Source organism: Streptomyces sp. NPDC018833 (assembly GCF_044390825.1).
GTDB lineage: Bacteria > Actinomycetota > Actinomycetes > Streptomycetales > Streptomycetaceae > Streptomyces.
Genome location: NZ_JBIRZM010000012.1, coordinates 118,729 through 144,986, shown reverse-complemented (window position 1 = coordinate 144,986; position 26,258 = coordinate 118,729). Strand labels below are relative to the sequence as shown.

General features: G+C 73.0%; 22 protein-coding genes. 12 read left to right on the top strand and 10 right to left on the bottom strand.

Translation table 11 applies throughout. The features are described 5' to 3' along the window. Positions 1-121 precede the first annotated feature (121 nt). Positions 122-1,564 carry an adenylosuccinate lyase gene (gene purB, locus ACH5AF_RS23655; protein WP_398903930.1) on the top strand — a complete coding sequence of 481 codons (1,443 nt, stop codon included), beginning with the start codon at positions 122-124 and terminating at the stop codon, positions 1,562-1,564. After that, complete coding sequence (mug, locus tag ACH5AF_RS23650; protein WP_398904126.1) at positions 1,561-2,124, top strand: G/U mismatch-specific DNA glycosylase; 564 nt, start codon at positions 1,561-1,563, stop codon at positions 2,122-2,124. The genes purB and mug overlap by 4 nt, the downstream gene beginning before the upstream one ends. 277 nt (positions 2,125-2,401) lie before the next feature. Here mug and ACH5AF_RS23645 read toward each other — a convergent pair whose 3' ends face one another. Beyond that, on the bottom strand, positions 2,402-2,836 hold the full coding sequence (locus tag ACH5AF_RS23645; RefSeq protein ID WP_398903928.1) for a hypothetical protein: 435 nt from the start codon (positions 2,834-2,836) through the stop codon (positions 2,402-2,404). Positions 2,837-3,031: 195 nt separating this feature from the next. Here ACH5AF_RS23645 and ACH5AF_RS23640 point away from each other — a divergent pair, with 195 nt between their 5' ends. Continuing rightward, positions 3,032-4,189, top strand: coding sequence for an ROK family transcriptional regulator (locus tag ACH5AF_RS23640; protein ID WP_398903926.1), 1,158 nt, complete (start codon positions 3,032-3,034; stop codon positions 4,187-4,189). 37 nt (positions 4,190-4,226) lie between these two features. Here ACH5AF_RS23640 and ACH5AF_RS23635 read toward each other — a convergent pair whose 3' ends face one another. Both ACH5AF_RS23635 and ACH5AF_RS23630 read right to left on the bottom strand, forming a co-directional pair. Beyond that, complete coding sequence (locus ACH5AF_RS23635) at positions 4,227-4,994, bottom strand: GntR family transcriptional regulator (RefSeq protein WP_398903924.1); 768 nt, start codon at positions 4,992-4,994, stop codon at positions 4,227-4,229. A gap of 249 nt (positions 4,995-5,243) precedes the next feature. Further along, the gene (locus ACH5AF_RS23630; RefSeq protein WP_398903922.1) at positions 5,244-6,137 is read right to left on the bottom strand and encodes an RNA polymerase sigma-70 factor; all 894 of its coding nucleotides are present in this window, start codon (positions 6,135-6,137) and stop codon (positions 5,244-5,246) included. 165 nt (positions 6,138-6,302) lie between these two features. Between ACH5AF_RS23630 and ACH5AF_RS23625 the strand changes: the two genes are divergently transcribed. The 5 genes from ACH5AF_RS23625 (at position 6,303) to ACH5AF_RS23605 (ending at position 14,622) form a co-directional block, all read left to right on the top strand. Next, positions 6,303-7,133, top strand: coding sequence for an alpha/beta fold hydrolase (locus tag ACH5AF_RS23625; protein ID WP_398903920.1), 831 nt, complete (start codon positions 6,303-6,305; stop codon positions 7,131-7,133). A gap of 160 nt (positions 7,134-7,293) precedes the next feature. Further along, positions 7,294-8,871, top strand: a complete 1,578-nt coding sequence (locus tag ACH5AF_RS23620) for an alkaline phosphatase D family protein (protein WP_398903919.1) — start codon at positions 7,294-7,296, stop codon at positions 8,869-8,871. Positions 8,872-9,060: 189 nt separating this feature from the next. Next, entirely contained in the window at positions 9,061-10,458 is a 1,398-nt protein-coding gene (locus tag ACH5AF_RS23615; protein ID WP_398903917.1) for an SWIM zinc finger family protein, read from the top strand. After that, positions 10,455-13,157: a DUF6493 family protein gene (locus ACH5AF_RS23610; RefSeq protein WP_398903915.1), complete on the top strand. Its 2,703-nt coding sequence runs from the start codon at positions 10,455-10,457 to the stop codon at positions 13,155-13,157. Before ACH5AF_RS23615 ends, ACH5AF_RS23610 begins: the two co-directional genes overlap by 4 nt. 79 nt (positions 13,158-13,236) lie before the next feature. Beyond that, positions 13,237-14,622 carry a GNAT family N-acetyltransferase gene (locus ACH5AF_RS23605; RefSeq protein ID WP_398903913.1) on the top strand — a complete coding sequence of 462 codons (1,386 nt, stop codon included), beginning with the start codon at positions 13,237-13,239 and terminating at the stop codon, positions 14,620-14,622. Positions 14,623-14,692: 70 nt separating this feature from the next. Here ACH5AF_RS23605 and ACH5AF_RS23600 read toward each other — a convergent pair whose 3' ends face one another. Continuing rightward, a complete protein-coding gene (locus ACH5AF_RS23600; protein ID WP_398903912.1) occupies positions 14,693-15,895 on the bottom strand; it encodes a trans-sulfuration enzyme family protein in 1,203 nt (400 codons plus the stop codon). A 60-nt stretch (positions 15,896-15,955) separates the two neighbouring features. Between ACH5AF_RS23600 and ACH5AF_RS23595 the strand changes: the two genes are divergently transcribed. Further along, positions 15,956-16,456 (top strand): Lrp/AsnC family transcriptional regulator, encoded by a 501-nt coding sequence (locus ACH5AF_RS23595; RefSeq protein WP_398903910.1) that lies wholly within the window; start codon positions 15,956-15,958, stop codon positions 16,454-16,456. Between the two features lie 38 nt (positions 16,457-16,494). Next, a complete protein-coding gene (locus ACH5AF_RS23590; protein ID WP_398903908.1) occupies positions 16,495-18,177 on the top strand; it encodes a DUF885 domain-containing protein in 1,683 nt (560 codons plus the stop codon). A 398-nt stretch (positions 18,178-18,575) separates the two neighbouring features. Here ACH5AF_RS23590 and ACH5AF_RS23585 read toward each other — a convergent pair whose 3' ends face one another. Further along, positions 18,576-19,076: a rhodanese-like domain-containing protein gene (locus ACH5AF_RS23585; RefSeq protein ID WP_398903905.1), complete on the bottom strand. Its 501-nt coding sequence runs from the start codon at positions 19,074-19,076 to the stop codon at positions 18,576-18,578. 94 nt (positions 19,077-19,170) lie between these two features. Here ACH5AF_RS23585 and ACH5AF_RS23580 point away from each other — a divergent pair, with 94 nt between their 5' ends. Beyond that, positions 19,171-19,617 carry an Lrp/AsnC family transcriptional regulator gene (locus tag ACH5AF_RS23580; RefSeq protein WP_398903904.1) on the top strand — a complete coding sequence of 149 codons (447 nt, stop codon included), beginning with the start codon at positions 19,171-19,173 and terminating at the stop codon, positions 19,615-19,617. Positions 19,618-19,637: 20 nt separating this feature from the next. On the opposite strand, the gene ACH5AF_RS23575 is transcribed toward ACH5AF_RS23580, so the two are convergent. Genes ACH5AF_RS23575 through ACH5AF_RS23565 form a run of 3 tightly spaced genes read right to left on the bottom strand, consistent with a single transcriptional unit; the run spans position 19,638 to position 24,832 of the window. Beyond that, positions 19,638-23,000, bottom strand: coding sequence for an AAA family ATPase (locus tag ACH5AF_RS23575; RefSeq protein ID WP_398903902.1), 3,363 nt, complete (start codon positions 22,998-23,000; stop codon positions 19,638-19,640). Then, positions 22,997-24,163, bottom strand: a complete 1,167-nt coding sequence (locus tag ACH5AF_RS23570; RefSeq protein WP_398903900.1) for an exonuclease SbcCD subunit D — start codon at positions 24,161-24,163, stop codon at positions 22,997-22,999. Before ACH5AF_RS23570 ends, ACH5AF_RS23575 begins: the two co-directional genes overlap by 4 nt. Positions 24,164-24,205: 42 nt before the next feature. After that, a complete protein-coding gene (locus ACH5AF_RS23565; protein ID WP_398903899.1) occupies positions 24,206-24,832 on the bottom strand; it encodes a YigZ family protein in 627 nt (208 codons plus the stop codon). 106 nt (positions 24,833-24,938) lie between these two features. On the opposite strand from ACH5AF_RS23565, the gene ACH5AF_RS23560 reads away from it, so the two are divergent. Continuing rightward, complete coding sequence (locus ACH5AF_RS23560) at positions 24,939-25,346, top strand: CoA-binding protein (protein WP_398903897.1); 408 nt, start codon at positions 24,939-24,941, stop codon at positions 25,344-25,346. Between the two features lie 175 nt (positions 25,347-25,521). Here ACH5AF_RS23560 and ACH5AF_RS23555 read toward each other — a convergent pair whose 3' ends face one another. Together ACH5AF_RS23555 and ACH5AF_RS23550 are read right to left on the bottom strand one after the other, a co-directional pair. Next, a complete protein-coding gene (locus tag ACH5AF_RS23555) occupies positions 25,522-26,049 on the bottom strand; it encodes a DUF6584 family protein (RefSeq protein WP_398903895.1) in 528 nt (175 codons plus the stop codon). Then, the gene (locus ACH5AF_RS23550; protein WP_398904124.1) at positions 26,040-26,192 is read right to left on the bottom strand and encodes a hypothetical protein; all 153 of its coding nucleotides are present in this window, start codon (positions 26,190-26,192) and stop codon (positions 26,040-26,042) included. The genes ACH5AF_RS23555 and ACH5AF_RS23550 overlap by 10 nt, the downstream gene beginning before the upstream one ends. Positions 26,193-26,258 lie beyond the last annotated feature (66 nt).

Below are 26,258 nucleotides of genomic sequence, written 5' to 3'. Positions count from 1 at the left end.
ACGTCCGGGGCGCGTTCGCGGACGTCCGGCGCCCTTCGGCAGGCGGCCGCGCGGTCTCGTAGCAAGGTACAAGCGGGGCCGTGGCGCTGGCCTGCAGAAACCGCCAGTAGAATCTGGACACGTGACTGCTGTGTCTGCGAAGCCTCGCATCCCCAATGTCCTGGCCGGCCGCTACGCCTCCACGGAGCTGGCCGTCCTCTGGTCCCCCGAGCAGAAGGTCCAGCTGGAGCGTCAGCTCTGGCTGGCGGTGCTGCGCGCTCAGAAGGACCTCGGGATCGACGTGCCGGACGCCGCGATCGCCGACTACGAGCGCGTGCTCGACCAGGTCGACCTGGCGTCCATCGCCGAGCGCGAGAAGGTCACGCGCCATGATGTGAAGGCCCGCATCGAGGAGTTCAACGCCCTCGCCGGGCACGAGCACGTCCACAAGGGCATGACCTCGCGCGACCTGACCGAGAACGTGGAGCAGCTGCAGATCCGGCTGTCCCTGGAGCTGATGCGCGACCGCACCGTGGCGGTGCTCGCGCGGCTCGGCCGGCTGTCCGGCGAGTACGCGGAGCTGGTCATGGCGGGCCGCTCGCACAACGTCGCCGCGCAGGCCACGACGCTGGGCAAGCGGTTCGCGACGGCCGCCGACGAACTGCTGGTGGCCTACAACCGCCTGGAGGACCTCCTCGGCCGCTACCCGCTGCGCGGCATCAAGGGCCCGGTCGGCACCGCACAGGACATGCTCGACCTGCTGGGCGGCGACGCCGCGAAGCTGGCCGAGCTGGAGCAGCGCATCGCCGGCCACCTCGGCTTCGCGCACGCCTTCACCTCGGTGGGGCAGGTCTACCCTCGCTCACTGGACTACGACGTCGTCTCGGCCCTGGTGCAGCTCGCGGCGGCGCCGTCCTCCGTGGCCAAGACCATCCGGCTGATGGCCGGCCACGAGCTGGTGACCGAGGGCTTCAAGCCGGGTCAGGTCGGCTCGTCCGCGATGCCGCACAAGATGAACACACGCTCCTGCGAGCGCGTGAACGGGCTGATGGTCATCCTGCGCGGCTACGCGTCGATGACCGGCGAGCTCGCGGGCGACCAGTGGAACGAGGGCGACGTGTCCTGCTCCGTGGTCCGCCGGGTGGCACTGCCGGACGCGTTCTTCGCCTTCGACGGCCTGGTCGAGACGTTCCTGACGGTGCTCGACGAGTTTGGCGCGTTCCCCGCCGTCGTCGCCCGTGAGCTGGACCGCTACCTGCCGTTCCTCGCCACGACCAAGGTGCTGATGGGCGCGGTGCGCGCCGGTGTCGGCCGCGAGGTCGCGCACGAGGCCATCAAGGAGAACGCGGTGGCGTCCGCGCTCGCGATGCGCGAGCAGGGCGCGGAGCGCAACGAGCTCCTGGACAAGCTGGCCGCGGACGAGCGCATCCCGCTGGAGCGGGCGCAGCTGGACGAACTGATGGCGGACAAGCTGTCGTTCACCGGCGCCGCCGGGAACCAGGTCGCCGCGGTCGTCTCCCGCATCGAGGAGATCGCCAAGCAGCACCCCGAGGCGGCCGGTTACGCCCCCGGAGCGATCCTCTGACACGGCTCGGACCCGCGGACCTGGAGGCCGCCCGCGACAGGCTCGTGCCGGATGTCGTCGCGGCCGGCCTCCGCGTCCTGTTCTGCGGGATCAACCCCGGGCTGATGACGGCCGCCACGGGCCATCACTTCGCCCGTCCGGGCAACCGGTTCTGGCCCGTGCTGCACCGGTCGGGGTTCACCCCCAGGCTGCTGAAGCCGTCGGAGCAGCACGAACTGCCGGCGCTCGGGCTGGGGATCACGAACGTGGTCGCGCGGGCCACGGCACGCGCCGACGAGCTGAGCCCGGAGGAGTACCGCGAGGGCGGGCGGATCCTCACGGCCAAGGTGGAGCGGCTGCGGCCGCGTTGGCTCGCCGTGGTGGGTGTGACGGCGTACCGCACGGCTTTCGGCGAGCGCAGGGCCGTCATCGGGCCGCAGGAGCGGACGATCGGCGACACACGGATCTGGGTGCTGCCCAACCCGAGCGGTCTGAACGCCCACTGGACCGCGCAGACGATGGCAGCGGCGTACGCGGAGCTGCGCGCGGCCGCCCACGGGGTCGACGGCCGCCCTTCCTGAACGGGCAGGCGTCATTCCCCCCGGCGCAGTCCTGCGGCCGGCGCCCGTCGGGCCGGCCGTCCTCGGTCCGGCGACCTCCGATGCCCCGGCGACCTGCGGCCCGGCGTCCTCCGGCGTGGCACATCGCGACTGACACCGCTCGCCGCGGCCGGCCTCCGGCCCGGCGCCACCATGTCCTGCCGACCCGGCCCGGCGCATCCGGCGCGGTGCTCCACGACCCGGCACCGCCCGGGTACGGCGTCACCCAGGCTGCCTCCGGCCGCCCCCGGCACGGATCTCAGGGAGGGTCCGTCTCCGTGACGACCGCCAGCAGTTCCCAGCGGAGCTCGTCCGCACGTGCCACGCCGACGGCTATCCAGTGGCCGTCCACGTGCCACAGGTGCACGTCGTCGGTGAGGTGACTGAGCTCGTCCCACGGGTGGGGTATCGCCTCCCCCGCGACGCTCCTCACGGACACCGACCACAGGCTGACCGGCTGCGTCGGGCCCCAGCGGGTGCTGAGCGCGTCCGCCAGCGCCTCGCACTCCGCACGGCACTGCTCGGCCGCGTCCTCCTCCCGTATCACGTACGGGTGCGGGGTCTCGGCGGCCGGCGCGAGGCGGGCGAGGTGGTAGCCGGGGCCACTGTCGCCGAGCTCCGACGGGCCGCGCCGGGCCGGGAACGCCCGGCCCCGCAGCAGGTCGATCGCAGCAAGGTGCTGTGCAGTGGTCATGACGCCAGTAAAGCGGCCCCTACTGACAATTGGCACGCCGTCAGGCCCCTCTCGGCCATGCCGTGTGGGCTCTGCGGCGGGCGGACGCACGGGCCGAACCGGCGGGGTGCCGACGCGGTCCCGGGCCGGGCGCGCGGATCACGGTGGCAGCGAGTACGATCCGGCACACTACGCGCTCGAACTGGAGGACACACAGTGGGGCGGCTGACCGGTGGAGACCCGTCGCTACTGCGGCGCATCAACTCCGCAGTGGTACTCCATTCCCTGCGGGGTGCCGACTCCTCCACGCTCACGGACCTCACCCGGATCACGGGGCTGTCCCGGCCGACGGTCGAAGGCGTGGTCGAAGGGCTGATCGGGGCCGGTCTGGTCGTCGAGAGCGTCCCCGAGGAGGGCGAGGCACGCCGGCAGGGGCGTCCGGCCCGCCGTTTCCGGTTCCGTGCCGAGGCCGGCCATCTGCTGGGCATCGAGATCGGGGCGCACCGGGTCGCGGTGCTGCTGTCGGGGCTGGACGGGCGCATCATCTGCGCCGGTTCCCGCGACGTGTCCGAGACGGCGTCGGCCGACGAGAGGCTGGAGCGGGTGCGCACGGTCGTCGCGGATGTGCTGCGCCGGGCGGGTGTGGCGCGCGGCGGTCTGCGGGCCGTGGGCGTCGGCTCGCCGGGAATCGTGGAGGCCGACGGCACGGTACGGCTGTCGACGGCGCTGCCCGGCTGGACGGGGCTGCAGCTCGGGGACCGGCTGCGCCGGTCGTTCCGCTGCCCGGTGCTCGTGGAGAACGACGCCAACGCCGCGGCGGTCGCCGAGCACTGGAAGGGCGCGGCCACCGAGTCGGACGACATCGTGTTCGTCCTGGCCGGGTTGAGCCCGGGGGCCGGTTCCCTGATCGGCGGCAGGTTGCACCGGGGGTTCGGCGGTGCGGCGGGCGAGATCGGGGCACTGCATCTGCTGGGCCGTGACGTGACCCCGGAGAGGCTGCTGTCGACGACGGACGAGCCCCTGCATGCGCTGGACGAGCAGGCCGTCACCGAAGTGTTCTCGCTGGCGAAGAGCGGCGACGAGCGGGCGCGCGCGGCTGTCGACCGCTTCAACCAGCGCCTGGTGCACGATGTCGCGGCGCTCGTGCTGGCGCTCGATCCGGAACTCGTGGTGATCGGCGGCTGGGCCGCGGGGCTCGATGGCGTACTGGAGCCGCTGCGCGACGAGTTGTCCCATTACTGCCTGCGGCCGCCTCGGGTGACGCTGTCGCTGCTGGGCGAGGCGGCCGTGGCGACGGGTGCGCTGCGGCTGGCACTTGATCATGTGGAGGAGCAGTTGTTCGCGGTGGAGGGCACGGTGACGGCCCGCCGGTGACCGGCTTCCGGTCCGTCGTGCCGCGGCAGGTCAGGTGTCAGGAGGCGCGCCGCTCCTCGGCGCCGTGGCTGATCTCCAGGTCGCCGTACGCTACGAAGGTGAGCCGGCAGGTGTCGGCCCGGTACGTCGCGACGGACACCGCGGCCGTGCGGCCCGCGGAGAAGTAGCGCGTGGTGACGACGAGGACGGGAGCGCCGGGCAGCCGGTCCAGTTCCTTCGCGTCGACGGCGCCGGCCGAGCCCAGTTCCACGGCGCGGTCCTCGCCCTCGAGGTCGAGGCGGGCCAGTGCGCGCAGGACGCCGCGGGCGAGCGCGGGTCCGGAAGGGGCGTCGATGGCCGGCAGGTCCGGCACGGCGGAGTCGGGTACGTAGAGCAGGTCGGTGGCCACGGGCTGACCGTGGTGGGCACGCGCCCGGCGCACCACATGCGTCTCCTCGTCGGCGTCCAGGTCCAGCAGCCGTGCGACGGACGGGGGCGGTACCGCGCGGCCGCACTCGGTGGCCTGCCATGCGTCGGTCGTGCCGGCGCCGGGCCAGTCGTGCGGGGACGGCGAGACGTCGACGCCCATGCGCGGCGGGGCCACGGTGGTGCCGACGCCACGGCGGCGCTGGAGTCGGCCTTCGAGCTCCAGCTGTTCGAGCGCCTGCCGGAGTGTGGCGCGGGCGACCCCGAAACGAGCGGCGAGGTCACGTTCGTTGGGCAGGATCTCACCCACCGTGAAGTCCGAGTCGAGTGCTTCGCCGAGCACGGTCTTGAGGTGCCAGTACTTGGGCTCCGGCACCGAGTCCAGCTGCGTGGTCCCCACCCTGATCCTCCGCAATCGCCGTGTCCCCGGCGGCTTTTCGCGCCCTTGTTTATTAAAGGTTCCTGCACTATCCCTGCGACCATAGGACGGGCCCCACCCTTGGTCAAGACCAATACTGCAGTCGTCACGCAGAGGAACGGAACAACTTCGAAGAGCGTTCACAGGGATTTCGTACCGAGTCGTCGCCGTACACCACAAGACCCCGCATCCAGAAGCGGACACGGGGCCTGACGTGCGGCGTCGGCGTTTTCAGGCCGCCCCGGGAACGGCCAACGAGGTGAGCTTGTCGGGGTTTCGGACGATGTAGACACAGCTGATGCGCCCGTCGAGCACCTCGAACTGGATGACGCTGTCCGGCCGACCGCCCGACAGGACGAGCAGTGCGGGCGCTCCGTTGACCTCGCGGAATCGGATCTCCATGTCGTTGATCGGCTGCTGCGACACGGCGAAGAGGAAGCGGCCGACCTTGTCGGCGGTGTGCATGATGCGCAGCGGCGCTTTGGACTTGCCGCCGCTGTCGCCGACGAGGGTCACGTCGGGGGCGAGGAGGGACAGCAGTCCGGACAGATCGCCGCCGGCCGCGGCGGCGAGGAAGCGTTCGGTGAGGTCGCGGCGTTCGCCGGGATCGACGTCGTAGCGGTGCCTGCGCTCGTCGACGTGCTTCCGGGCGCGGCCGGCAAGCTGCCGCACGGCCGCCTCGGACTTCTCCAGCGTGGCGGCGATCTCCGCGTGGGGGAAGCCGAAGGCCTCCCTCAGCACGAACACCGCGCGTTCCAGCGGGGAGAGGGATTCGAGGACCACGAGGACGGCGAGCGAGACGGAGTCGGCGAGGACGGCCCGCTCCGCGGTGTCCGGGACAGCGGGGCCGAAGTCGGTGACGATCGGCTCGGGCAGCCAGGGGCCGACGTAGGACTCACGACGCGACTGGACGTGGCGCAGCCGGTCGATGGCGAGCCGGGTCGTGATGCGGACGAGGAAGGCACGCGGCTCGTGTATGTCGTCGCGCGTGTCCGCGGACCAGCGCAGCCATGCCTCCTGCACCACGTCCTCGGCATCGGCGACGCGCCCGAGCATGCGGTAGGCCACGCCGGTCAGGACGGGCCGGTGTTCCTCGAAGACGTCGGTCGCGGTGTCTGCTGCCACGGCACCATCCCAACCGAACGGCGCCCACGGTGTCCAGGAGGTATCGGTGCGGCGCGTGCCACAGTCGGCCTCGCCCGCGTACCGTCTCTTGAACTCTGGGCTACCGGGCGGTAATTCTTACTGACAGGTCGTCTACATCTTTCACGTACCAGGGAGCTGGCGTACATGGCCGCAGAGATCTCGTTCGCCGTCGAGACCGGCGATGGCAGCCGCACGCTCTCCGTGCACTACGAACGCAGGGGCAGCGGCGAGCCTCTGCTGCTGCTTCACGGCATCGGCCACCACTGGCAGGCCTGGGAGCCGGTGATGGACATCCTCGCCACCGAACGGGACGTCGTCGCCGTGGACCTCCCCGGTTTCGGCGCCTCGCCCGCGCTGCCGGCCGGGGTGCCGTACAGCCTCGGTACGGTCTGCACCGTGCTCGGCGCGTTCTGCACGGCGATCGGCATCGAGCGCCCCCACGTCGCGGGCAACTCGCTGGGCGGGCTGCTCGCCCTGGAGCTCGGCCGCGACAAGCTCGTCCGGTCGGTGACGGCCCTGTCCCCCGGCGGCTTCTGGTCGCGGAGCGAGCGCGTCTACGCCTTCGGGCTGCTGCGCGCGATGCGGGTGGGAGCCAGCTCGATGCCCACGCCGATGGTCGAGCGGCTGTCCCGCTCCGCCGTGGGCCGGGCCGCACTCGTGAGCACCATCTACGCCCGGCCCGCCCGCCGTTCGCCCGAGGCCGCCGTCGCCGAGACGTGCGCCCTGCGCGAGGCGACCGGCTTCCACCGGACCCTCGCGGCCGGCCGGGAGGTGCTGTTCACCGACGACGTCCGCGGGATCCCCGTCACCATCGGGTGGGGCACCAAGGACCGGCTCCTGCTGCGCCGCCAGGGGGTACGGGCCAAGCAGGTGGTCCCAGGGGCTCGGCTCGTACGGCTGCCGGGCTGCGGCCATGTGCCGATGAGCGACGACCCCGCGCTCGTCGCCCGTGTGCTGCTGGACGGCAGCCGCTGACGCCACGGGTGCCGGTCACCCCGCTCGCCATCGGCGGCCGCGGGCCGGCAGGCGCCGCGGCAACCTGCGCAGCGCGCTGTTCACTTCGGGTTCTCGTCCCGGCCGTGGCCGGACGTTAGGCATGGCGGCACACCGTCCGGACCCGTATGGAGGCGCAGCGATGTCCCAGACCCCACGGAGATTCACCCCTGCCCGGCGTTCCGTCCTGCGGGGCACGGCCGCCGCATCGGCGGCCCTGGCCCTGCCTGCCGCGGGATCGGCGCCCGCCCTGGCCCTGTCAGGCCGGCCGCGCGCGGCGTGGGGTGTGCAGACCGGTGATGTGACCACGTCGTCGGGGCTGGTCTGGGTACGTTCCGACCGGCCCGCGCGCATGATCGTGGAGACGTCCGCGACGGAGTCGTTCCGGCATCCGCGCATCTGGCACGGCCCGCTGCTGGGCCCGGACACCGACTTCACCGGCACGACCGCGCTGCGCGGACTGCCGCCCGGCGAGCAGATCCACTATCGCGTCACGCTGGCCGACCCGGACGATCCGCGGCGGACCGGCGAGGGGGTCCGGGGCACCTTCCGCACCGCGCCGGCGCGGCGCGGGCAGGGCGTGCGCTTCCTGTGGTCGGGTGACATCGCCGGACAGGGCTGGGGCATCAACCCGGACATCGGGGGTTATCGCGCGTACGAGGAGATGCGCGGGCTCGATCCGGACTTCTTCCTGTGCAGCGGCGACACGGTGTACGCGGACGGGCCGCTCGTGCCGAGCGTGACGCTGCCCGACGGGCGTGTGTGGCACAACCTCGTGACCGAGGAGAAGTCCAAGGTCGCCGAGACGCTGGACGAGTACCGGGGCACCTTCCGCTACAACCTGCTCGACGAGAACGTCCGGCGGTTCAACGCGCAGGTCCCGACGATCGTGCAGTGGGACGACCACGAGGTGCGCAACAACTGGTATCCGGGACAGATCCTTCAGGACGCGCGGTACACGGAGAAGAACGTCGATGTGCTCGCGCGACGCTCGATGCGGGCCTTCGGCGAGTACTTCCCGGTCGGCACGCTCTCCGCGCGCGGAAGCGAGGGCCGCATCCACCGGGTGGTGCACCACGGTCCGCTGCTGGACGTCTTCGTCCTCGACATGCGCAGCTTCCGCAACCCCAACTCGCCGGGGCGGCAGGCCGACGACACCCAGGGCATCCTCGGTGCGGAGCAGCTCGCCTGGCTCAAGCACGAGCTGTCCCGGTCGCGTGCCGTGTGGAAGGTGCTCGCGTCCGACATGCCGCTCGGGCTGATCGTGCCCGATGGTGCGGCGGACTTCGAGGCCGTGGCACAGGGCGACCCGGGTGCGCCGCTCGGGCGCGAGCTCCAGATCGCCGACCTGCTGCGGCACATCAAGCACCGGCGGATCACCGGCACGGTGTGGCTGACCGCGGACGTGCACTACACCTCGGCGCAGCACTACGCGCCGGAGCGCGCCGCCTTCAAGGACTTCGCGCCGTTCTGGGAGTTCGTCTCCGGGCCGCTCGCGGCGGGCGGCTTCCCCGCGAACGCGCTCGATGGGACGTTCGGCCCCGACCGGGTCTTCGTCCGCGCCCCGCAGCGGGCGAACGTGTCGCCGATGGAGTCTCCCCAGTACTTCGGCGAGGTCGACATCGACGGCGGCAGCGGTGAGTTGACGGTGCGGCTGCGCGCCGAGGGTGGAACGGTTCTGTTCAGCAGGACTCTGCAGCCGGGGCGCGTGGGGCAGTAACCCCCGTCCGGCGCACGGAAGTCGTGGCCGGTCCCCGCTGTTCGGACGCGCTCGGGGCCCCGGCCGCGCAGGCCGGGGCCCGTTGACGGCCCAGCAGACCGTCAGTCAATGACGTCAGTCAGTGGCAGAGACAGCCGCCGAGAACCGGCTACGAGCATCAGTGTCAGTGGAGGCCTCTACGGTCTTTCCATGACGCGATCACTGCAGGCGTTCGCCTACTCCCGTGCGTCCGCTCTCGTCTCCGGACAGGGCGGCCGGCTTCTCGGCCTGGAGACGTCGAGCGGGCTCACGCCCCGGGGTGCCGAGGCGCATCCGCACTTCTTCTCCGGCTTCCTCGCCTCCCCGCAGGCGGCGGCCCGCGGCCTGCTGGCGGTCGCCGACGTGGCCGCCGCGCGGTATCACGATCACAGTGTCCGGCCGATACTGGACCCGGTCGTCACGGGCAACGGCGACCGGCTGCGCTTCGAGTCCTTCTCCGGCTGCAACGGGGTCTACGCCCGCCTGGACGTGCTGCCCGAGGGCCTGGACGGCGCCGACACGGGGCACGGCACGACGAACGTGGACGTCAACCACCCTCTGCGCGAGGCGCTTTCCCGTCTGACCGGCGATGATCCGCTCCATATGCGCGTCGGTCCGGACGAGTTGACGGTCACCACCGTGGCGGGCGCCGTGGTGGAGAAGAAGGTGTCGCTGCCGGACCGGTGGCTGCGCGGCTTCGCCGAGGCCCAGGTCGCGACGGTCGGCTTCGACCTGCGTGCCGAGCTGCCCGCGACCGAGGCGGTACGTTTCCTCCGGTCGCTGCCGCGTGGCTCGGGCAGCGCCGCGCACGGCGCGCAGTGGGTGGTGCCCACCGGCCGGACGCTGCGGCCCACCACCCGGCCGGGCCCGGGCTCGGTGTGCCTGCCGGGTGCCGAGCGGCTCGCCGCGCTCCACCGGGTGCTGCGCCAGGCAGCGGCGCTGCGGGTGTACGGCCCCGTGGGCGACGGGCTGCCGACGGCGAGTGCGTGGGAGGTCGTGCTGCCAGGTATGCGGCTGACCCTCACCCTGTCACCGGACGCCTCGCGCGGCTTCTCCGGCGAGGGCGGGGTGCTGGAGGCCCTGGCCATCGACGAGACCGCGCAGGACGCGGAGCTCGTCTCGGTGCTGCTGGCATGGGAGCCGCGGATCGACCCCGCGGAGCTCGCCGAGCAGAGCGGCCTGACACCCGAGCGGGTCCGCGCGGCGCTGACCCGGCTCGGCACGGCGGGCCGCGTGGGCTACGACCTCGCCGAGGCGGCGTACTTCCACCGCGAGCTGCCGTACGACGCCGACCACGCGGAGCGGCACAATCCCCGGCTGACCGGAGCACGTGAGCTCGTGTCCGCAGGGGCGGTCGACCCGTCCGGTGAGCCGGCCACCGTGCTCTCGGGTGAACGGCGCTATCAGGTGCGGGATTCGGGCGGGGCACTGAGCTGTACCTGCCGGTGGTGGACCGGCCACCAGGGCCGGCGCGGGCCCTGCAAGCACGCCCTGGCGGTGCGGATGGCCCGGCGCGGCGCGATGGTCGCGGCGCACGAGTCCTCTTCGACGACGGGAGCGGCCCGATGACCGGACTGGCAGCTGCGGTGGGCGAGGGCAGGTCCCACGATGTGCCCGGACTGCTCGGGACGATGACGGGCGAGGAGCGCAAGGCGGCGCTGCCCGTGCTGAAGGAGATCCGGGCCGAGGTCCGCGGCTGGGACTGGGAACGCTGGCGGGAGCGCGGCGCCGTCCAGGACGCGCTGCTGGTCGCCGGAGCGGGTTGCCTCTCCGGAGCCGCCGCGGCGGCGGCCTGGATCGGGGCACGGGACCTGCGCAGCTTCTCGGCCGTTTCACCCCGGGTCATCACCGGTGTCCTCAAGGACCGGGACCCGGCCTGGCTGGCGGACGTCGCCCACCGGCTCGCCGCCCGGCCCTCCACCGCCCAGGAGGACGCTCCGCTCATCAAGGAGCTGGTCGCGCTGTCGGGCTGTGAGACGCCCACGACCGACGAGTACGTCCACGGCTGGGCCCTGACGGTCACCCCGGCCAGGGTCGGCCCCGAAGCCGTGCGCGAGGACCGGCACGCACCGGTCCTCGTGCCCCGCATGTTCGAGGCGACGCCGCTGCCGGCGGCCCTCACGATGTACGACGATCCGGACAATCCCCTGCACTGGCCCTCCGCTCTGGCCCGGCTGGCCGAGGAAGGCGTGCTGGAGCGGGCGGCGCTCGTCGGGGGATGCGTTCGGCGACTTCTGCGCGGCGGGCGCCCCGGCGAGATGCGCGCCGTCCTTCAGGTGCTGCGCAGGCTCGGCCTCACCCCGGCCGAGGAGAGCGCCCGTGTCGCCGACTGGGCCGGCATGGCCGCCGACGGCCTCTCCACCGTGGCCGGGCACGCCCAGGAGGTGCTGGGGCGTGTGGCCGAGCGGGGGGAGCTGTCCACGCGGACGCTGGCCGAGGCCTCGGCGGGCGTGCTGTTCCGTACGGAGAAGAAGCTGGTGCGCGCCCAGTTGTCGCTGCTGGGCAAGGAGCTGCGCCGGGACCCGGCGGCGGCACCGGAGCTGCTGCCTGTGATCGCCGAGGCGTTCGGGCACGAGGACACCGGTGTTCAGGACCGTGCGCTGAAGCTCGTGGCGCGGTACGTCCCGCGGGTGGATGCGGGGCTGCGGGAGGAGCTGGCCGCCTCGGCAGCGCTGCTCGGGCCGGTGCACCGGGCCAGGGCGGAAGCGGTGTTCGGTGTGCTCGCGGACGGCGCCGGCGGAGCCGCGTACGAGGAGATCCTGCCGCCCGTGCCGGTGCCCAGGCGGCTGGAGGCGGCGCCCGAGTCGGTTGCGGAGGTCGTCGAGCAGCTGCTGGTTCTGGTGCGCGGCGAGGAGGATGTGGTCGCGTTCGAGCGAGTCCTGGACGGTCTGGTCCGGGTGGCCCATCAGGAACGCGACGCGCTGGCCGAGGCGTTGCGGGCCGCGACGGCGGGACAGTGGTGGTCCGACTGGACGCCCCGGACGGCCGACGAGCGCTTCTCGCAGCATACGTACGGGCTGGAGGTGGTGGCCGCGACACTCGTGGGCCGCCTCTCAGCCGGCATGCTGGACAGAGCCCGGTCGCGCACGGTCCGGCCGGGGCTCTGCGCCCACACCGGGCTTGCCCACACCGTCAACTCCCGGCTGTGGGAGGTCAGCTACTTCCTGCTGACACGGCCCCTGCCGTTCCTGCTGGCCACACCCACCTGGCACACCGGGGCGCTGGACGCGGAGGTCCTGGTGGAACGGCTCCGGGAGTACGGGCGGCTGGGTGCGGCGCCCGCTCCGGTGGACTTCGCACAGGCGCTGCTGCGCGTGCGCCGGAGCGGGGACGAGGCCGCGGCGAAGGCGGCGGCCGGGCTCGGCACACGGGAGGGCGATCAGCTCTCAGCGTGGCTGAGCGAGCCGGACGCCGTCCTCCCGGCGCCGCACACCGCCGGTGCGGACGACATCGGCGCGGAGTACGCCGGCGCGACGGCATCCCCGACGGCATCTCCGGCGCGGACGGGGCTGGGCCGGCGTGTCGCCGAGACACGACAAGGGCCGGCGTTCCAGTGGGAGTTCCCCCGCCCGCTCCAGTGGCTCGGCCACCCCCAGGAGGTGCCGTTTCGGGGCTGCTACCACTGGGAAGGCGGTGAGCGGTACTGGCCGGCGGTGCTGCCCCAGGACCGTGAGGCACTGGCGATGTGGCTGCTGCCCGGTGTGATGGCGGCGGCTGAGCACGATGCGCGGGGCAACGCCTCGTCGCTGCCCGCGCTCGCCGAGGCGGAGGGCGTCCCGGGCCCGTATCTGCACGGAGCGCTGGCGGCCGGGCTCGGCGCGCGGTTCGGCGAGGACCGGCTGTCCGCGGTGGACGCGCTGCTGGTGCTGGCCGCCCGGGGACAGCTCGACGCGGAGGGGGCCGGCAGGGCGGTCGCGGCGCTGGTCCGGCGCGGCACCGTGAAGCTCAACCGGCTGGCGGACTCGGCCCGCACGGCCGCTGCCTCCGGGGCGTACGGGACGGTCTGGTCGCTGCTCGCGGCCGCGCTGCCCGCGCTGCTGGCCACCACGCCCGCTCCGCGTGCTCTGGGCGAGATACTGGGCGTGGCCGCCGACTGCGTCGAGCGCTGCGGTGCGGGAGCGGCGCCGGCGCTCGCGCGGGCTGAAGGACTCACGGACCTGGCGGGACGGCGTGGTTCGTTGCAACTGGCCATTCAGGCGTCCCGGCTGCTGGCCGCGCTGCGTCAGGGAAGCGAACACTCCACGCCAGAGACAGCCAAAATCAGTTGATAGCAGCCCAGATCTGCGCTTAACCCATCAGTCACAAAGCGTTCGTGATCACGCAACACCGTTCGGTCACAGTGATGACATGACAGATGTGACTTCTGCGAAGAGTGCCCGCCGTCCGCACCACTGGCGGCGGGACCTTGTCGAACTGGCAGCCCTGTTCACGGCGGTCGCCGTCGCCGACGCGATCGCTCAGCTGATCGGGCACGGCCCCGACGGCCCGTTCCTGCTCGTGGCGTCCGCCGTCGCGCTGATCGCCACGGCGGCGTTCCACACATGGTGGGCACGGCACCACAGTCATGCCCCTCCCACGACAACCCAGCCCCGCAGCGCGGCAGAAACGCCGGCAGACGAGGAGTCCGGCGCGGATCCGCGCGAGACGGCGCTGTGGCGGATGCGCACGACGGTCAAGGACGCGCCCGGGAGCCTGGCCGCGCTCTGCAGCGCCCTGGCACACCTCGACGTCGACATCCTGACCCTGCAGACGCATCCGCTGGGCGACGGCACGGTGGACGAGTTCCTGCTGCGCGCGCCCGCCGGCCTGGAGGCCCAGCAGCTCACCCGCGAGATCGCGGCGGCGGGCGGCACGAGCACCTGGACCGAACGCGCCGACGCCCATGACCTCGTCGACACCCCGACCCGCGTGCTCGGCCTCGCCACCCGCACCGCACTCGACGCGGCGGAGCTGCCGCTCGCCCTGCGCCAGTTGCTCGGACGCTGCACGATCCGGTCGCGCCCCGCGCTGTCGCTGAGCGGCCGGCCCACCGGTGACATGCCGCCGGTGGAGGGCGTGCTGGAGGAGACGGTGATGCATCTTTGCGACCCGAACGGCGGCGCGATCACCGTCGAGCGGCCCTATCTTCCCTTCACACCCACGGAGTTCGCCCGCGCCCGCGCGCTCGTCGAGCTCGACGCCCGCCTCGGGCCGCGTATCCCGCGCAGCCGGGACGTTCTCACCCTCCCCGAGGGGAACGAGATCATCGTCCGCCGCGCGGACCAGGGCGATGTGGCAGCGGCGCTCGCCATGCACGAGCGCTGCTCGGACCGCACACTGAGCCTGCGGTACCACGGCCCCGTCGGCGACGCCGACCGCTACCTCAACCATCTGCTCAGCCCGCGCTTCGGCCGCACGCTCGCCGTGCAGACGGCCTCGGGCCGGCTGGTCGCGCTGGGGCACCTGCTGTGGGACGGCGACGAGACCGAGGTGGCGCTGCTCGTCGAGGACGAGTGGCAGCGCCGCGGCATCGGCTCGGAGCTGCTGAGCCGCCTGGTGACCCTGGCCGTGGAGGCCGGCTGCGACAGCGTCTACGCCGTGACCCAGTCCTCGAACACCGCCATGGTGGCGGCGATGCGGGGTCTCGGCCTGCCACTGGACTACCAGATCGAGGAAGGGACGCTGGTCGTCACGGCACGACTGGACGCGACACCGGTACGCCCCTCGGCCCACTACGAGCAGGCCGAGCGCTGACGACCCCGACGACGTGACCGGGCGTCGGCGCCGCCCGGCCGGGCGGCGCCGACGCACCAGGAGCCGCGGGCTAGCCGCGGGCGGACGACACGTGTTCCGGGCGGCGGGCTGCCACGGCGTCGGCCGGGTGGGCGCCGAGGGCCTCGGTCAGGTCGCGCCACAGGTCCTCGACGTCCTCCAGGCCCACCGACAGCCGCAGCAGTCGGTCACTGACCCCATGCGCGTGCCGGTCGCCCTCGGCCACGATCCGGTGGCTGATGGAGGCCGGGTGCTGGATCAGCGTGTCGACGCTGCCGAGGCTCACCGCCGGAGTGATCAGCCGGACACCGGCGATCACCCCGTGCGGGTCGCCGTACACCTCGAAGGAGACCATCGCGCCGCCGATGCTCGGGTAGTGCACCCGCGCGACCCGCGGATCGGCGTCGAGCCTGCGCGCGAGGTCCGCCGCCGTGGTGGACGCGGCCCTGACCCGTACCGGCAGCGTGGACAGTCCGCGGAGCAGCAGATAGCCGGCCAGCGGATGCAGCACCCCGCCGGTCGCGAACCGCACCTGCCGCAGTTTGCGCGCGAACTCCTCGTCGCAGGCCACGACGCCGCCCATGACATCACCGTGACCGCCCAGGTACTTCGTCGCGCTGTGCAGCACCAGCCGCGCGCCGTCCTCGGCGGGCCGCTGGAGGACGGGAGTGGCGAAGGTGTTGTCGACGAGCAGCGGGACCGACCCGCAGGCATGCCGTACGGCACGCAGGTCGACCTCGGCGAGCGTCGGGTTCGCGGGGGTCTCCACCATGACGAGGCCGGTGTCGGGGCGCAGGGCCTCGGCGATGCCGGCCGGATCGGTCCAGGTGACCTCGGTGCCGAGCAGTCCGGCGTTCAGCAGATGGTCGCTGCAGCCGTACAACGGCCGGACAGCGACGACGTGCCGCAGGCCCATGCTCGCCCGTACCAGCAGCACGGCGGTGAGTGCCGCCATGCCGCTGGCGAACGCGACCGCCGCCTCGGTGCCCTCCAGCTTGGCGAGGGCCGTCTCGAACCGCGCGGTGGTGGGGTTGTCCAGGCGCGCATAGACGGGCGGGCCGTCGAGGCGGGCGCCGGTCTCGGCGAACGCGTCGATCCGGGCGGCCTCGGCGGCGGCGTCGTACGAGGGGTAGGTGGTGGACAGATCGAGCGGCGGGGCGTGGACGCCCAGCTGCGCGAGGTCCTCGCGTCCGGCGTGCACGGCTTCGGTGGCCAGGGCCCGGTGTGCGGGCGCGACCGCGGCTGCGTTCTCCATGAGCGGCACTGTGAACACCTACCGGGAAGTAGCGTTTCTTCTCCGTGCTACGTTCGATGAATGGCTGAATCTGTCGCACTGGACCCGGTGGACCTGAAGATCCTGCGCCTGCTCCAGAACGACGCCCGGACCACCTATCGCGACCTGGCGGCGGAGGTCGGCGTGGCACCCTCGACCTGTCTGGACCGGGTCACCAGGCTGCGCCGTTCCGGCGTGATCCTCGGCCACCGTCTCGCCCTCGACCCCGCCCGGCTCGGGCGTGGGCTGCAGGCCCTGCTCATGGTCCAGGTGCGTCCGCACCGGCGTGAACTGATCGGGCCGTTCGTCGAGCGCATCCGTGCGCTCCCCGAGTCGCTCGCGCTGTTCCATCTCACCGGCCCGGACGACTACCTGGTGCATGTGGCTGTCACGGACATGGCCGACCTGCAGCGGCTGGTTCTGGACGAATTCACCTCTCAGCGCGAAGTCGCCCGCGTGGAGACGAGGTTGATATTCCAGCAGTGGGAGTGCGGACCGCTGCTGCCGCCGGCGCCGGGACGTCAGGCGTCCGACGCCGGATGATGGTGACGGGGAGTGCGCCCGCGTACGAGGATGGGCCCATGTCACCCACTTCCATCAGCGCGCTGCCCCGCCAGGTCGCCGACGCCTACGTCGACGCCCTCGTCGAGCTCGACCCGATCGCCGGAACGTATCTGGGCGTCAAGGACAGCAACGGGCTCCTGCCCGACTTCTCACCGGCCGGCCAGGAGGAGATCGCCGACCTCGCCCGGGCGACCCTTGCCGAGCTCGATGCCGCCGAGATGCTGCCGGGTGCCGACAGCGAGGCCGAGCGGCGCTGCGGCCGGCTGCTGCGCGAGCGGCTCACCGCCGAGCTCGCCGTCCACGAGGCCGACGAGGGCCTGCGGACGGTGAGCAACCTGCGCTCACCCGCACACGCGGTGCGCGAGGTGTTCACGGTGACGCCGACGGAGACCGACGAGGACTGGGCCGCGGTCGCGGAACGGCTCCGGGCGGTGCCGCGTGCGCTGGAGGGGTACCGCGCCTCGCTCGCGCTCGGCCTGGACCGGAAGCTGTTCGGCGGGCCACGGGCCACCCGTACCTTCATCGGACAGATGACGGAGTGGATCGGCGGCGGACGCGGCTGGTTCGAGGACTTCACGGCGGACGGCCCCGCGTCACTGCGGGTCGAACTGGAGGTGGCGGCCCGCAACGCGACCGAGTCCCTGATGGCGCTGCGTGACTGGATGCGCGATGAGTACGCCCCCGCCGGCGCCGAGGCACCGGACACCGTCGGTCGTGAGCGCTACGCCCGCTGGTCGCGCTACTTCAACGGGACGGACCTGGACCTCGACGAGGCGTACGCGTACGGCTGGTCCGAATACCACCGTCTGCTGGGCGAGATGAAGACGGAGGCGGACAAGGTCCTCCCCGGCGCCGGTCCGTGGGAGGCACTGGCCCATCTCGATGTGCACGGTGAGCACATCGAGGGCGTGGAGGAGGTCCGTGTCTGGCTGCAGAAGCTGATGGACGAGGCGATCGAGGCGCTGGACGGCACGCACTTCGAACTCGCCGCGCGGGTACGGAAGGTGGAGTCCCGCATCGCTCCGCCGGGCGGCGCGGCGGCGCCGTACTACACCGTGCCGTCGGAGGACTTCTCCCGCCCGGGCCGGACATGGCTGCCGACGATGGGCGAGACCCGTTTCCCCGTCTACGACCTGGTGTCCACGTGGTACCACGAGGGCGTGCCGGGCCATCATCTCCAGCTCGCGCAGTGGGTGCACGTCGCCGACCGCCTCTCCCGCTACCAGGCGACGATCGGCATGGTCAGCGCCAATGCCGAAGGCTGGGCGCTGTACGCGGAGCGGCTGATGGACGAACTGGGCTTCCTGACCGACCCGGAGCGCCGGCTCGGCTACCTGGACGCGCAGATGATGAGGGCGTGCCGGGTCATCGTGGACATCGGCATGCACCTGGAACTCCGGATCCCGGCGGACTCGCCGTTCCACCCGGGAGAGCGGTGGACGCCGGATCTGGCGCAGGAGTTCTTCGGCGCCCACAGCGGCCGCCCGGCGGACTTCGTGGCGAGCGAACTGGTCCGCTATCTGTCCATGCCGGGGCAGGCGATCGGCTACAAGCTGGGCGAGCGGGCGTGGCTGCTGGGCCGCGAGAACGCGCGCCGCGCGCGCGGGCACGCGTTCGACGCCAAGGCGTGGCACATGGCGGCCCTGTCCCAGGGACCGCTGGGCCTGGACGACCTGGTGGAGGAACTGTCCAGGCTGTGAGGGGACGAGCGGGCCGGCGGGCGTAGGTGCGTGATCCCGACCACGCCCGCGGCTTCCGCCCGGACAGCGGGCGTCGTGATGCACGGTCCCGACCACGTCCGTGGCGGCTTCCGCCCGGCGGCATGCCCGGAAGGTCCGCGCGCCGTCGCGCGTACGCCTGGATCGGGATCACCGAACGCGTGTCGACGGCTCGATGTGCGTCGAGCATCCCGGCGTCGATTCGCGCCGATCGCGCCGATCGCGTCGAGCGGCCGTCGCAGCCGCTGGGCGCGTGGTCAGCGGCGAGGATGTCGAGCCGGCCGCCGCCTCGGCCGCGGTGGCCACGAGCCGTGCGGGCGCCTCGGGATCGGGAGCGGTCCTGGCCCGCATGGACCGCTTCGGCGCGGCCGCGCCGTCGGTCAGCAGCCGCAGGCGTCCGTGCCGACAGGGGTCGTGAGCGGGTCGGCGTCGCGGGTGGTGCTGCCCTCCCAGGTCTCGTACGCGAAGCCCTCCCTCGCCCAGTACTCGAAGCCGCCCAGCATCTCCTTGACCTGAAAACCGAGTTCGGCGAGGGCGAGCGCGGCGCGGGTGGCGCCGTTGCAGCCGGGGCCCCAGCAGTAGGTGACGACGGGGACGGACCTGTCCAGCAGGGTCCCGGCCTGCTCGGGGATCCGGGCGGTCGGCAGGTGGATCGCGCCGGGGACGTGCCCCTGGTCCCAGGACTCGGTCGAACGGGAGTCGAGCACCACGAATCCCGGGTCGCCGCCCGCGGCCAGCGCGGTGGCCACGTCGGAGACGTCGGCGTGGAAGGCGAGGCTCGCGCGGAAGTACGCCGCGGCTTCGGCCGGTGCGGCGGGCGGCACCCGCAGGACGGGGTTGGCGGCGGGCGTCTCGGCAGCGTGGGTCCGCGTCGTTGTCATATGCAGGAATCTAGATGCGCCGACCACGTCCCTCAAGGAGAGATCCCCGGCACATCTCTTGATCTGCCGGGGATTCCCCTGTTAGCTCTCGGGGATGACGGGATATTCACCGGACGCCACCGACTGGCGCATCCTGCAGGCCCTCCAGACCCAGGGACGGGCCAGCTTCGCCGAGCTGGCCAGGTCCGTGTCCATGTCGGCGAGTGCCGTCACCGAGCGGGTGCGCAGGCTGGAGGAGGCCGGCGTCATCAAGGGGTACGCAGCGGTGGTCGACCAGGAGCGGCTGGGGCTGCCGATCCTCGCGTTCGTACGCCTGCGGTACCCGAACGGGAACTACAAGCCGTTCCACGACCTGCTGGACACCACCCCCGAGATCCTCGAGGCGCACCATGTCACGGGCGACGACTGCTTCGTGCTGAAGGTGGCCGCCCGTTCGATGCGCCACCTCGAAGAGGTTTCCGGGAAGGTCGGCGCGCTGGGGTCGGTGACGACGAGCATCGTGTACTCGTCGCCCATGCCGAGCCGGCCGATCAGCCGCTGAGCGGTCGGCCCGCGCCCCGCTCAGTCGCCCATTCCGCCGGTCCGCAGCCTCACCGCCGAGCCGTGGCGCTCCTTGACGACCTCCAGTTGGGCCGGGATGCGCCGCCGCAGATCGCCGACATGGCTCACGATGCCGACGCTTCGGTCCCGCTCGCGCAGTGAGTCCAGGACGTCCAGTACCTCGTCGAGGGTCTGGTCGTCGAGGCTGCCGAAGCCCTCGTCGATGAAGAGCGTGTCGAGCCGCATGCCGCCGGCCTCGTCGGTGACGACATCGGCGAGGCCGAGTGCGAGGGCGAGCGAAGCGAAGAACGTCTCGCCGCCCGAGAGCGTCGCCGTGTCCCGTTCCCTGCCGGTCCATGCGTCGACCACATGCAGACCCAGCCCGGCCCGCTTCCCGCCCGTGCGGGCGTCGGAGTGGACGAGCGTGTACCGCCCCGACGACATGCGCTGCAACCGCACGGTCGCTGCCGCCGCCACCTGCTCCAGCCGTGCCGCGAGGACGTACGACTCCAGGCGCATCTTGCGCTCGTTGTCAGCGGACGTGCCCGCGGTCAGCCCAGCGAGGCGGGCCACGCGGTCGTACCGCTCGCGCAGCGGGCCGAGCCGCAGGACCTCCTGCTCGGACTCGCGGGAGAGCCGGTCCAGCTCGGCACAGCACCGCCGGGCGGCGGCGAGCCGGGACGCGGCGTCACGCAGGGCCCGGTCGGCCGCCAGGGCGTCGGCCTCGGCCCCCTCGGCGTCGGCGGCGGGCCGCGCGGCCGCGCTTCTCGCGTCCTCCTCGGCGAGCCGATCGGCGACGGCTGCCTCCTCGGTGCGCCAGGCGTCGATCCGCCGCTGCATGTCGCGCTGCGCGGCGTCGGCGACGACGGCCGCCGCCGCGTCGGCCGGCGTGTCGAACCCGGCCCGGAAAGCGGCATCGGCCAGCCGGTCGTCCGCCTCCTTCAGCCGCTGCCCGGTGGCGTCGAGTGCCCGTACGGCTTCGGCGGCGGCCGCGAGCAGTCCGACACGGCGCTCAAGGAGCTCGGCGCGTTCGGCCACGCTCGCGGCGTCGCCGCGTGCCCGCGCCAACTCGGCGTCCAGCACGGCCTGTTCCCCGTCAAGCGCCTCACGCCGCGACATGCGGGCGGCGATACGGCGCTCCGCCTGCTGCCGTGCGTCGACACGCTCCCGGTGCTCGCGCTCAGCCCGTTCGAGCGCTTCCCGAGCGGCGTGGATGCCGGAGGCGGTGCGACGCGCCTCGGCGTGCTCGTGCTCCAACTCCTCGACGGCGGCGCGCAGATCGTCGACAGACGGGGCGTCATGCGCCTGTCGGGGCGCGGGAACACCGCGAGCGCCACTGTGGGGCGCGGCGCCGCCGAGCATGCCGTCGATGCTGTGCGCGCGGCTGCCGGGCAGGGTCCCGTGTCCGGCGGGGCCCGCCTCCGGGGCGTCCGGTTCAGCGCCGTCGCCGTGTCGCGGGGCCGGACCCGCACCCCAGGACGCGGTGCCCGCCGGACCCTCGCCCGGCAGCCCGCTCTCAGCCGCTGCGGCAGGAGCGCCGGCAACGGTCGCCCCGCGGTCACCCGAGGGCATCACGCGGACGCCGGCCGTCGATACGACCGCCTCCGGTTCACCGGACGCGGCACTCCCCCCGGCCGCCGTACCGCCCGTCCGTGCGCGGGACGCCGCGCTCGCACGGGCCTCGTGAAGGACCGCCAGGTCGCGTTCGGCCTCGGTCTTCGCCGCCTCGGCCCGCGTGCTCGCCGCGTACGCCTCCTCCTCCGCGGCGCGGTCCACATGGTCGGCCCCCACGCGGGCCGGTGCCGGATGGGCCGCCGACCCGCAGACCGCGCACGGCTGTCCGGGCGTCAGCCGGGACGCCAGCTCGGCGGCGATGCCGCGCAGTCGGCGCTCCTTGAGGTCCAGCCAGGCCGCCTTCGCACGGTTGGCGCCGTCGTGGAGGGTGCGCAGACGAGCCTCGGCGCGTCCGGCGCGGGCGGTCAGCTCGTCGCGCTCGCGTGCCGCGCCCAGCCGCTCGCGGGCCGGTTCGAGACGGCCGGCCAGCTGTTCGGCACGGGTCGCCGCCTCCTGCGCGGACGCGATCCGGTCCTGGTGGGCGCGGCGCAGGCCCTCCCATTCGGCCAGCCACGCGGTCGCCTCCTGGAGCACGTCGTCGTCCGCGCGGGCCTGCCGGTCCAGGTCGGCGCGCTCGCGGGCGATGTCCGCGCTGCGCTGCTCCGCCCGGCGCGCCGACTCCAGGCCGCCCAGTTCCTGGCGGAGCGCCCGTTCGCGCGCCAGGAGCTGTTCGGCGCCGGCCTCGGCCAGGTCGGCGGGCAGGCCGGCCTGCGTCCGCTCCCGTTCCACGCCGGCGGCGCTGTGCTCGTGCTCGGCCTCGTCGCGCAGCCGCAATGCGGGCCCGACCAGATCCGCTTTGCGGGCCCGCTCCAACTCAGCGACGAGCGCCTCGTGTCCGGGCCGCGCGGCATCCAGGGCGTCGGCCCGGCACCGGGCGTCGGCGTGGCGCAGCTGGAGCCGGGCGAGGTCCCTCTCGCCGTCGAGTGCGTGCCGGGCCGCGGCCTGCCGGCTCTCCGCGGCGGCGGCGGCCTGCGCGGCGATGTCCAGCCGTTCCCGCGCGCCGGAGCGGGCCACGGCCGCCCACCGCAGGGCGGCGGCGGCGAGCCCGGGATCGCCCGGCTGCTGGTCCGGCGGCGGCCAGTCGCCCGCCGCGTCGCCCGCGGCCTGTTCCATCCGGTGGACCAGGGCGAGCAGACGCTCGTCGCCGGCGCGCACCCGGGCTTCGGCGGCACGCCGCAGCTCGGCGAGACGCTCCTCCACCGCGGCGAAGCGGCGGGTGTCGAAGAGGCGCCCGAGGAGTTTGCCGCGCGCCTCGGCGTCGGCGCGCAGGAAGCGGGCGAAGTCGCCCTGCGGCAGCAGGACGACCTGGCAGAACTGGTCCCGGCTCATACCGAGCAGCTGCGTGATCTCCTCGCCGATCTCCTGGTGCGATCGGCTGAGCGGACGCCATTGCCGGGTGTCGGCGTCGTACTCCCTCAGCAGGCTCTGCGCCCGCTCGGTGACGAAGCCGGTGCCGCGTGCCTTCGGACGGGGCTGTGCGGGCCGGCGGGTGACCTCCAGCCGGCGTCCCGCGACGGTGAGTTCGAGGCGGACCTCGGTGGGGGTGCGCACATCGGCGTGGTCGCTGCGCAGCGAGGTGCCCGGGCTCTGGCGCGCGCCGGGCACTGCTCCGTAGAGCGCGAAGCAGACCGCGTCGAGGACAGAGGTCTTGCCCGCGCCCGTGGGGCCGTGGAGCAGGAACAGGCCCGCCGATGAGAGCGTGTCGAAGTCGACTTCCTGGGTGGCGCCGAACGGTCCGAAGGCCGTGACGGTCAGCCGGTGCAGCCTCACCCGGCCACCTCGCGCACACCGGCGTCCACGCGGACGTCGTCGAACGCCCCGTGGAGCACGGCGCGTTCCTCCTCGTCGGGGGCACTGCCGCCGCGCACATGGGTCACGAAGTCCTCCGCGATCTGCTGATCGGTGCGGCCCCGGAGCCGCTGGGCGTAGGAGGTGGTGCCGTGCTCCTCGGCGCCCTCCGGCTCGAAGGCGAGGCTGAGGGTGTGCGGGAAGCGTTCGGTGAGGCGGGCCATCGGATCGGCTGGCCGCTCCGCGTCGGTGAGCGTCGCCTCGACGAAGGAGTCCTCGTGGCGGGTGAGTGCGGGATCGCCGAGGAGTTCGTCGAGGGTGCCGCGCAGGCGTGCGAGGGGCCGGGGCACGGGGCAGTCGACACGCTCGGCACTCACGTCGCCCCGGGCGTCGAGGTCGATGAGCCACATGGTCTTGCGATGGTCGGCCTCGGAGAACGAGTAGGCCAGCGGGGAGCCGGAATAGCGCACGCGCTCGGTGATGGTCTGGCAGCCGTGCAGGTGGCCGAGGGCGACGTAGTCGACGCCGTGGAAGACGGCCGAAGGCACGGCCGCGACGCCGCCGACGGTGATGTCCCGCTCGCTGTCGCTCTCCTCGCCCCCGGCGACGAAGGCGTGCGCGAGGACGACGGAGCGGGTGCCGGGCTCCCGCGCGGCGAGATCGTCGCGCACCCGCTGCATGGCCGCGGCCAGGACCGGCTCGTGCGCGGACCTCGCGACCCCGAACCGGTCCTTCACCAGGGCCGGTTCGAGGTAGGGCAGTCCGTAGCAGGCCACCGGCCCGTGGGTGTCGGCGAGCAGGACGGGGGTGCCGCATCCCTCCGGGTCGGTGCGCAGGTGCACGCCGGCGCGCTCGATGAGTCCGGCGCCGACGCCGAGCCGGCGCGCCGAGTCGTGGTTGCCGGAGATCATCACGGTCGGCACCCCGGCCGCCGCGAGCCGGTGCAGCGCGTCGTCGAAGAGCTCCACGGCGGCGAGCGGCGGCACCGCCCGGTCATACACGTCTCCCGCGACGAGCACCGCGTGGACCCCGCGCTCGCGGACCGTCGACACGAGGTGGTCGAGGAAGGCGGCCTGGGCGTCGAGCATGCTCACCCGGTGCAGCGACCGGCCCAGGTGCCAGTCGGACGTATGGAGGAGTCTCATGATCCGTGAGCGTATCGGCGGGGTCGGACATCACGGGCGGGTTCAGGCATCCCCGTACGCTTCCCCGCCCAGTTCCAGGGTCGCGGTGCCCGCGGTGGCGTCGGCGAGCCAGGCCCGGAAGGCGTCGACGTCGGAGTCCGGCAGGCCGATTTCGATCGTGACGGCGTCCGCGTAGGTCACCTCGCGCACAGCGCGGCCGGTGGCACGCAGGTCGTTCTCGAGCCTGCCCGCGCGCTGGTGGTCGACCGTGACGGTGGCCAGCCGGAAGCGCTGCCTGGTGAGGGTGCCGAGCGCGTCGAGAGCCTCGCCCACCACTCCCCCGTACGCCCTGATCAGACCACCGGCGCCGAGCTTGACGCCGCCGTAGTACCGGGTGACGACCGCGACGACGTACCGCATTTCGCGCCGTATGAGCATCTGGAGCATGGGCACCCCCGCGGTGCCACCCGGCTCGCCGTCGTCGCTCGCCTTCTGCACGGCGGCGTCGGCGCCGATGACGTAGGCGAAACAGTTGTGGGTGGCGGTCGGATGCTCCTTGCGGATGCGCGCGATGAACGCCTGCGCCTCCTCCTCGGTCGCGGCGGGCGCGAGCGCGCAGAGGAAGCGGGAGCGGTTGATCTCGCTCTCGTGGACGCCCTCGCGGGCGACCGTCCGGTACTGGTCCTGCATCCCGCCACCCTATGCGTCGCCCGTCGGCGCCCTCTCCACCGGGGAATACCGGGACCGCTCCCCGTCTCCGGGAATGATCGGGACTGTTCCGCCCGTTGTCCCGGGCATGGACGCAACGGCTGAGACGATCCGCAGGATCCTGACCTCTACGGGCGACACCTGGGCGGTGGTGGGTCTGTCGACCAACCCGTCGCGCGCCGCGTGGGGGGTGGCGCGTGTGCTGCAGCGCTTCGGCAAGCGCATCGTGCCGGTGCATCCGAAGGCGGAGACGGTTCACGGGGAACAGGGGTACGCCTCGCTGGCCGATATCCCGTTCCCGGTCGACGTCGTGGACGTGTTCGTGAACTCCGGCCTCGCCGGCAAGGTCGCCGACGAGGCGGTGGCGATCGGCGCGAAGGCCGTGTGGTTCCAACTGGGCGTGATCGACACGGAGGCCTACGCCCGCACCCGCGAGGCCGGTCTCGACATGGTGATGGACCGCTGCCCGGCGATCGAGATATCGCTGCTGGACTGATTCCCGCTGCTGGACCGATGCGGCTAGCCGGCCGGCCCGTGCCGGGAGAACCGCCCGCTTGAAAGCCACACCCGACGCCCCTGGGTGGGCCAACCATACGAAGGGCTCGCCCAGTCCCGTGGAAGAACGTAGGGACACCTTGAGCGGCGCTCCTCACATGCCCCGGTGACCTAAGTCAGTCGAAGAGGGCAACGAGTCCATTCACCCAGATCGCGAGGAACACAAGGGCCGCCACCAGGCAACCGACGCCCGCCAGCACACCGCCGACCGTCCACGGCTCGGAGGGCGCCTCGTACTCCCCTTCCAGGTCGTCCCGGTAGGAGGCGGGGTCGTCCCAGTCGACGGGGTGCCCCAACTCCTCGGCGCAGGCGGTCCGCACCGCGACCAACTGCCCCTCCGCGAAGGCGGTGGCGGCCTTCGCCTCAGGGCCGTGCCAGGCGAGGGCCTTCATCCGCCACCCGGGAGACCCGTACCGCGCCTCGAAGGCGGCGGTCTCGTCGGCGTTCCGGTCCTCTTGGAGGTACATCCAGCGTCCAGCCTCGGCGGCGTCGCCGTAGAGCCGGTACACCTCGGCCAGACGACGGCGGAGCGTCAGGTCGTGCGGGAAGGACGAGATGAGACCGCGCAGGCGCTGGCGCGCGACGGGAACCCGGCCGGCAGCCAGGTCTGCATCGATTCGGGCAAGGGTCTCTCTCAGGGGCATGAACGCATGATCGGGTACGGCGCTGACCTACGTCGACCACGAACAGCCGGTCGTGGTCCGCCTGTGGACGCTTCGACGAGGGTGGTGCCGATGCCGCACATGGGGTCGCAGAACAGGTCGTGCGATTTGGTGCAGGTGCGCATCGCGTGGGCGGCGATGCCCGGGGTCATCGCCTTGTTTGCAGTTGGGGTGTCTTCGCCCGTCCCACC

Coding starts and splice junctions, on each gene's coding strand:
- ACH5AF_RS23645 (WP_398903928.1), bottom strand. CDS start 2,836: ATGACCACTGCACAGCACCTTGCTGCGATCGACCTGCTGCGGGGCCGG.
- ACH5AF_RS23625 (WP_398903920.1), top strand. CDS start 6,303: ATGGCCGCAGAGATCTCGTTCGCCGTCGAGACCGGCGATGGCAGCCGC.
- ACH5AF_RS23620 (WP_398903919.1), top strand. CDS start 7,294: ATGTCCCAGACCCCACGGAGATTCACCCCTGCCCGGCGTTCCGTCCTG.
- ACH5AF_RS23615 (WP_398903917.1), top strand. CDS start 9,061: ATGACGCGATCACTGCAGGCGTTCGCCTACTCCCGTGCGTCCGCTCTC.
- ACH5AF_RS23610 (WP_398903915.1), top strand. CDS start 10,455: ATGACCGGACTGGCAGCTGCGGTGGGCGAGGGCAGGTCCCACGATGTG.
- ACH5AF_RS23605 (WP_398903913.1), top strand. CDS start 13,237: ATGACAGATGTGACTTCTGCGAAGAGTGCCCGCCGTCCGCACCACTGG.
- ACH5AF_RS23600 (WP_398903912.1), bottom strand. CDS start 15,895: ATGGAGAACGCAGCCGCGGTCGCGCCCGCACACCGGGCCCTGGCCACC.
- ACH5AF_RS23595 (WP_398903910.1), top strand. CDS start 15,956: ATGGCTGAATCTGTCGCACTGGACCCGGTGGACCTGAAGATCCTGCGC.
- ACH5AF_RS23590 (WP_398903908.1), top strand. CDS start 16,495: ATGTCACCCACTTCCATCAGCGCGCTGCCCCGCCAGGTCGCCGACGCC.
- ACH5AF_RS23585 (WP_398903905.1), bottom strand. CDS start 19,076: ATGACAACGACGCGGACCCACGCTGCCGAGACGCCCGCCGCCAACCCC.
- ACH5AF_RS23580 (WP_398903904.1), top strand. CDS start 19,171: ATGACGGGATATTCACCGGACGCCACCGACTGGCGCATCCTGCAGGCC.
- ACH5AF_RS23570 (WP_398903900.1), bottom strand. CDS start 24,163: ATGAGACTCCTCCATACGTCCGACTGGCACCTGGGCCGGTCGCTGCAC.
- ACH5AF_RS23565 (WP_398903899.1), bottom strand. CDS start 24,832: ATGCAGGACCAGTACCGGACGGTCGCCCGCGAGGGCGTCCACGAGAGC.
- ACH5AF_RS23560 (WP_398903897.1), top strand. CDS start 24,939: ATGGACGCAACGGCTGAGACGATCCGCAGGATCCTGACCTCTACGGGC.
- ACH5AF_RS23555 (WP_398903895.1), bottom strand. CDS start 26,049: ATGCCCCTGAGAGAGACCCTTGCCCGAATCGATGCAGACCTGGCTGCC.
- ACH5AF_RS23550 (WP_398904124.1), bottom strand. CDS start 26,192: ATGCGCACCTGCACCAAATCGCACGACCTGTTCTGCGACCCCATGTGC.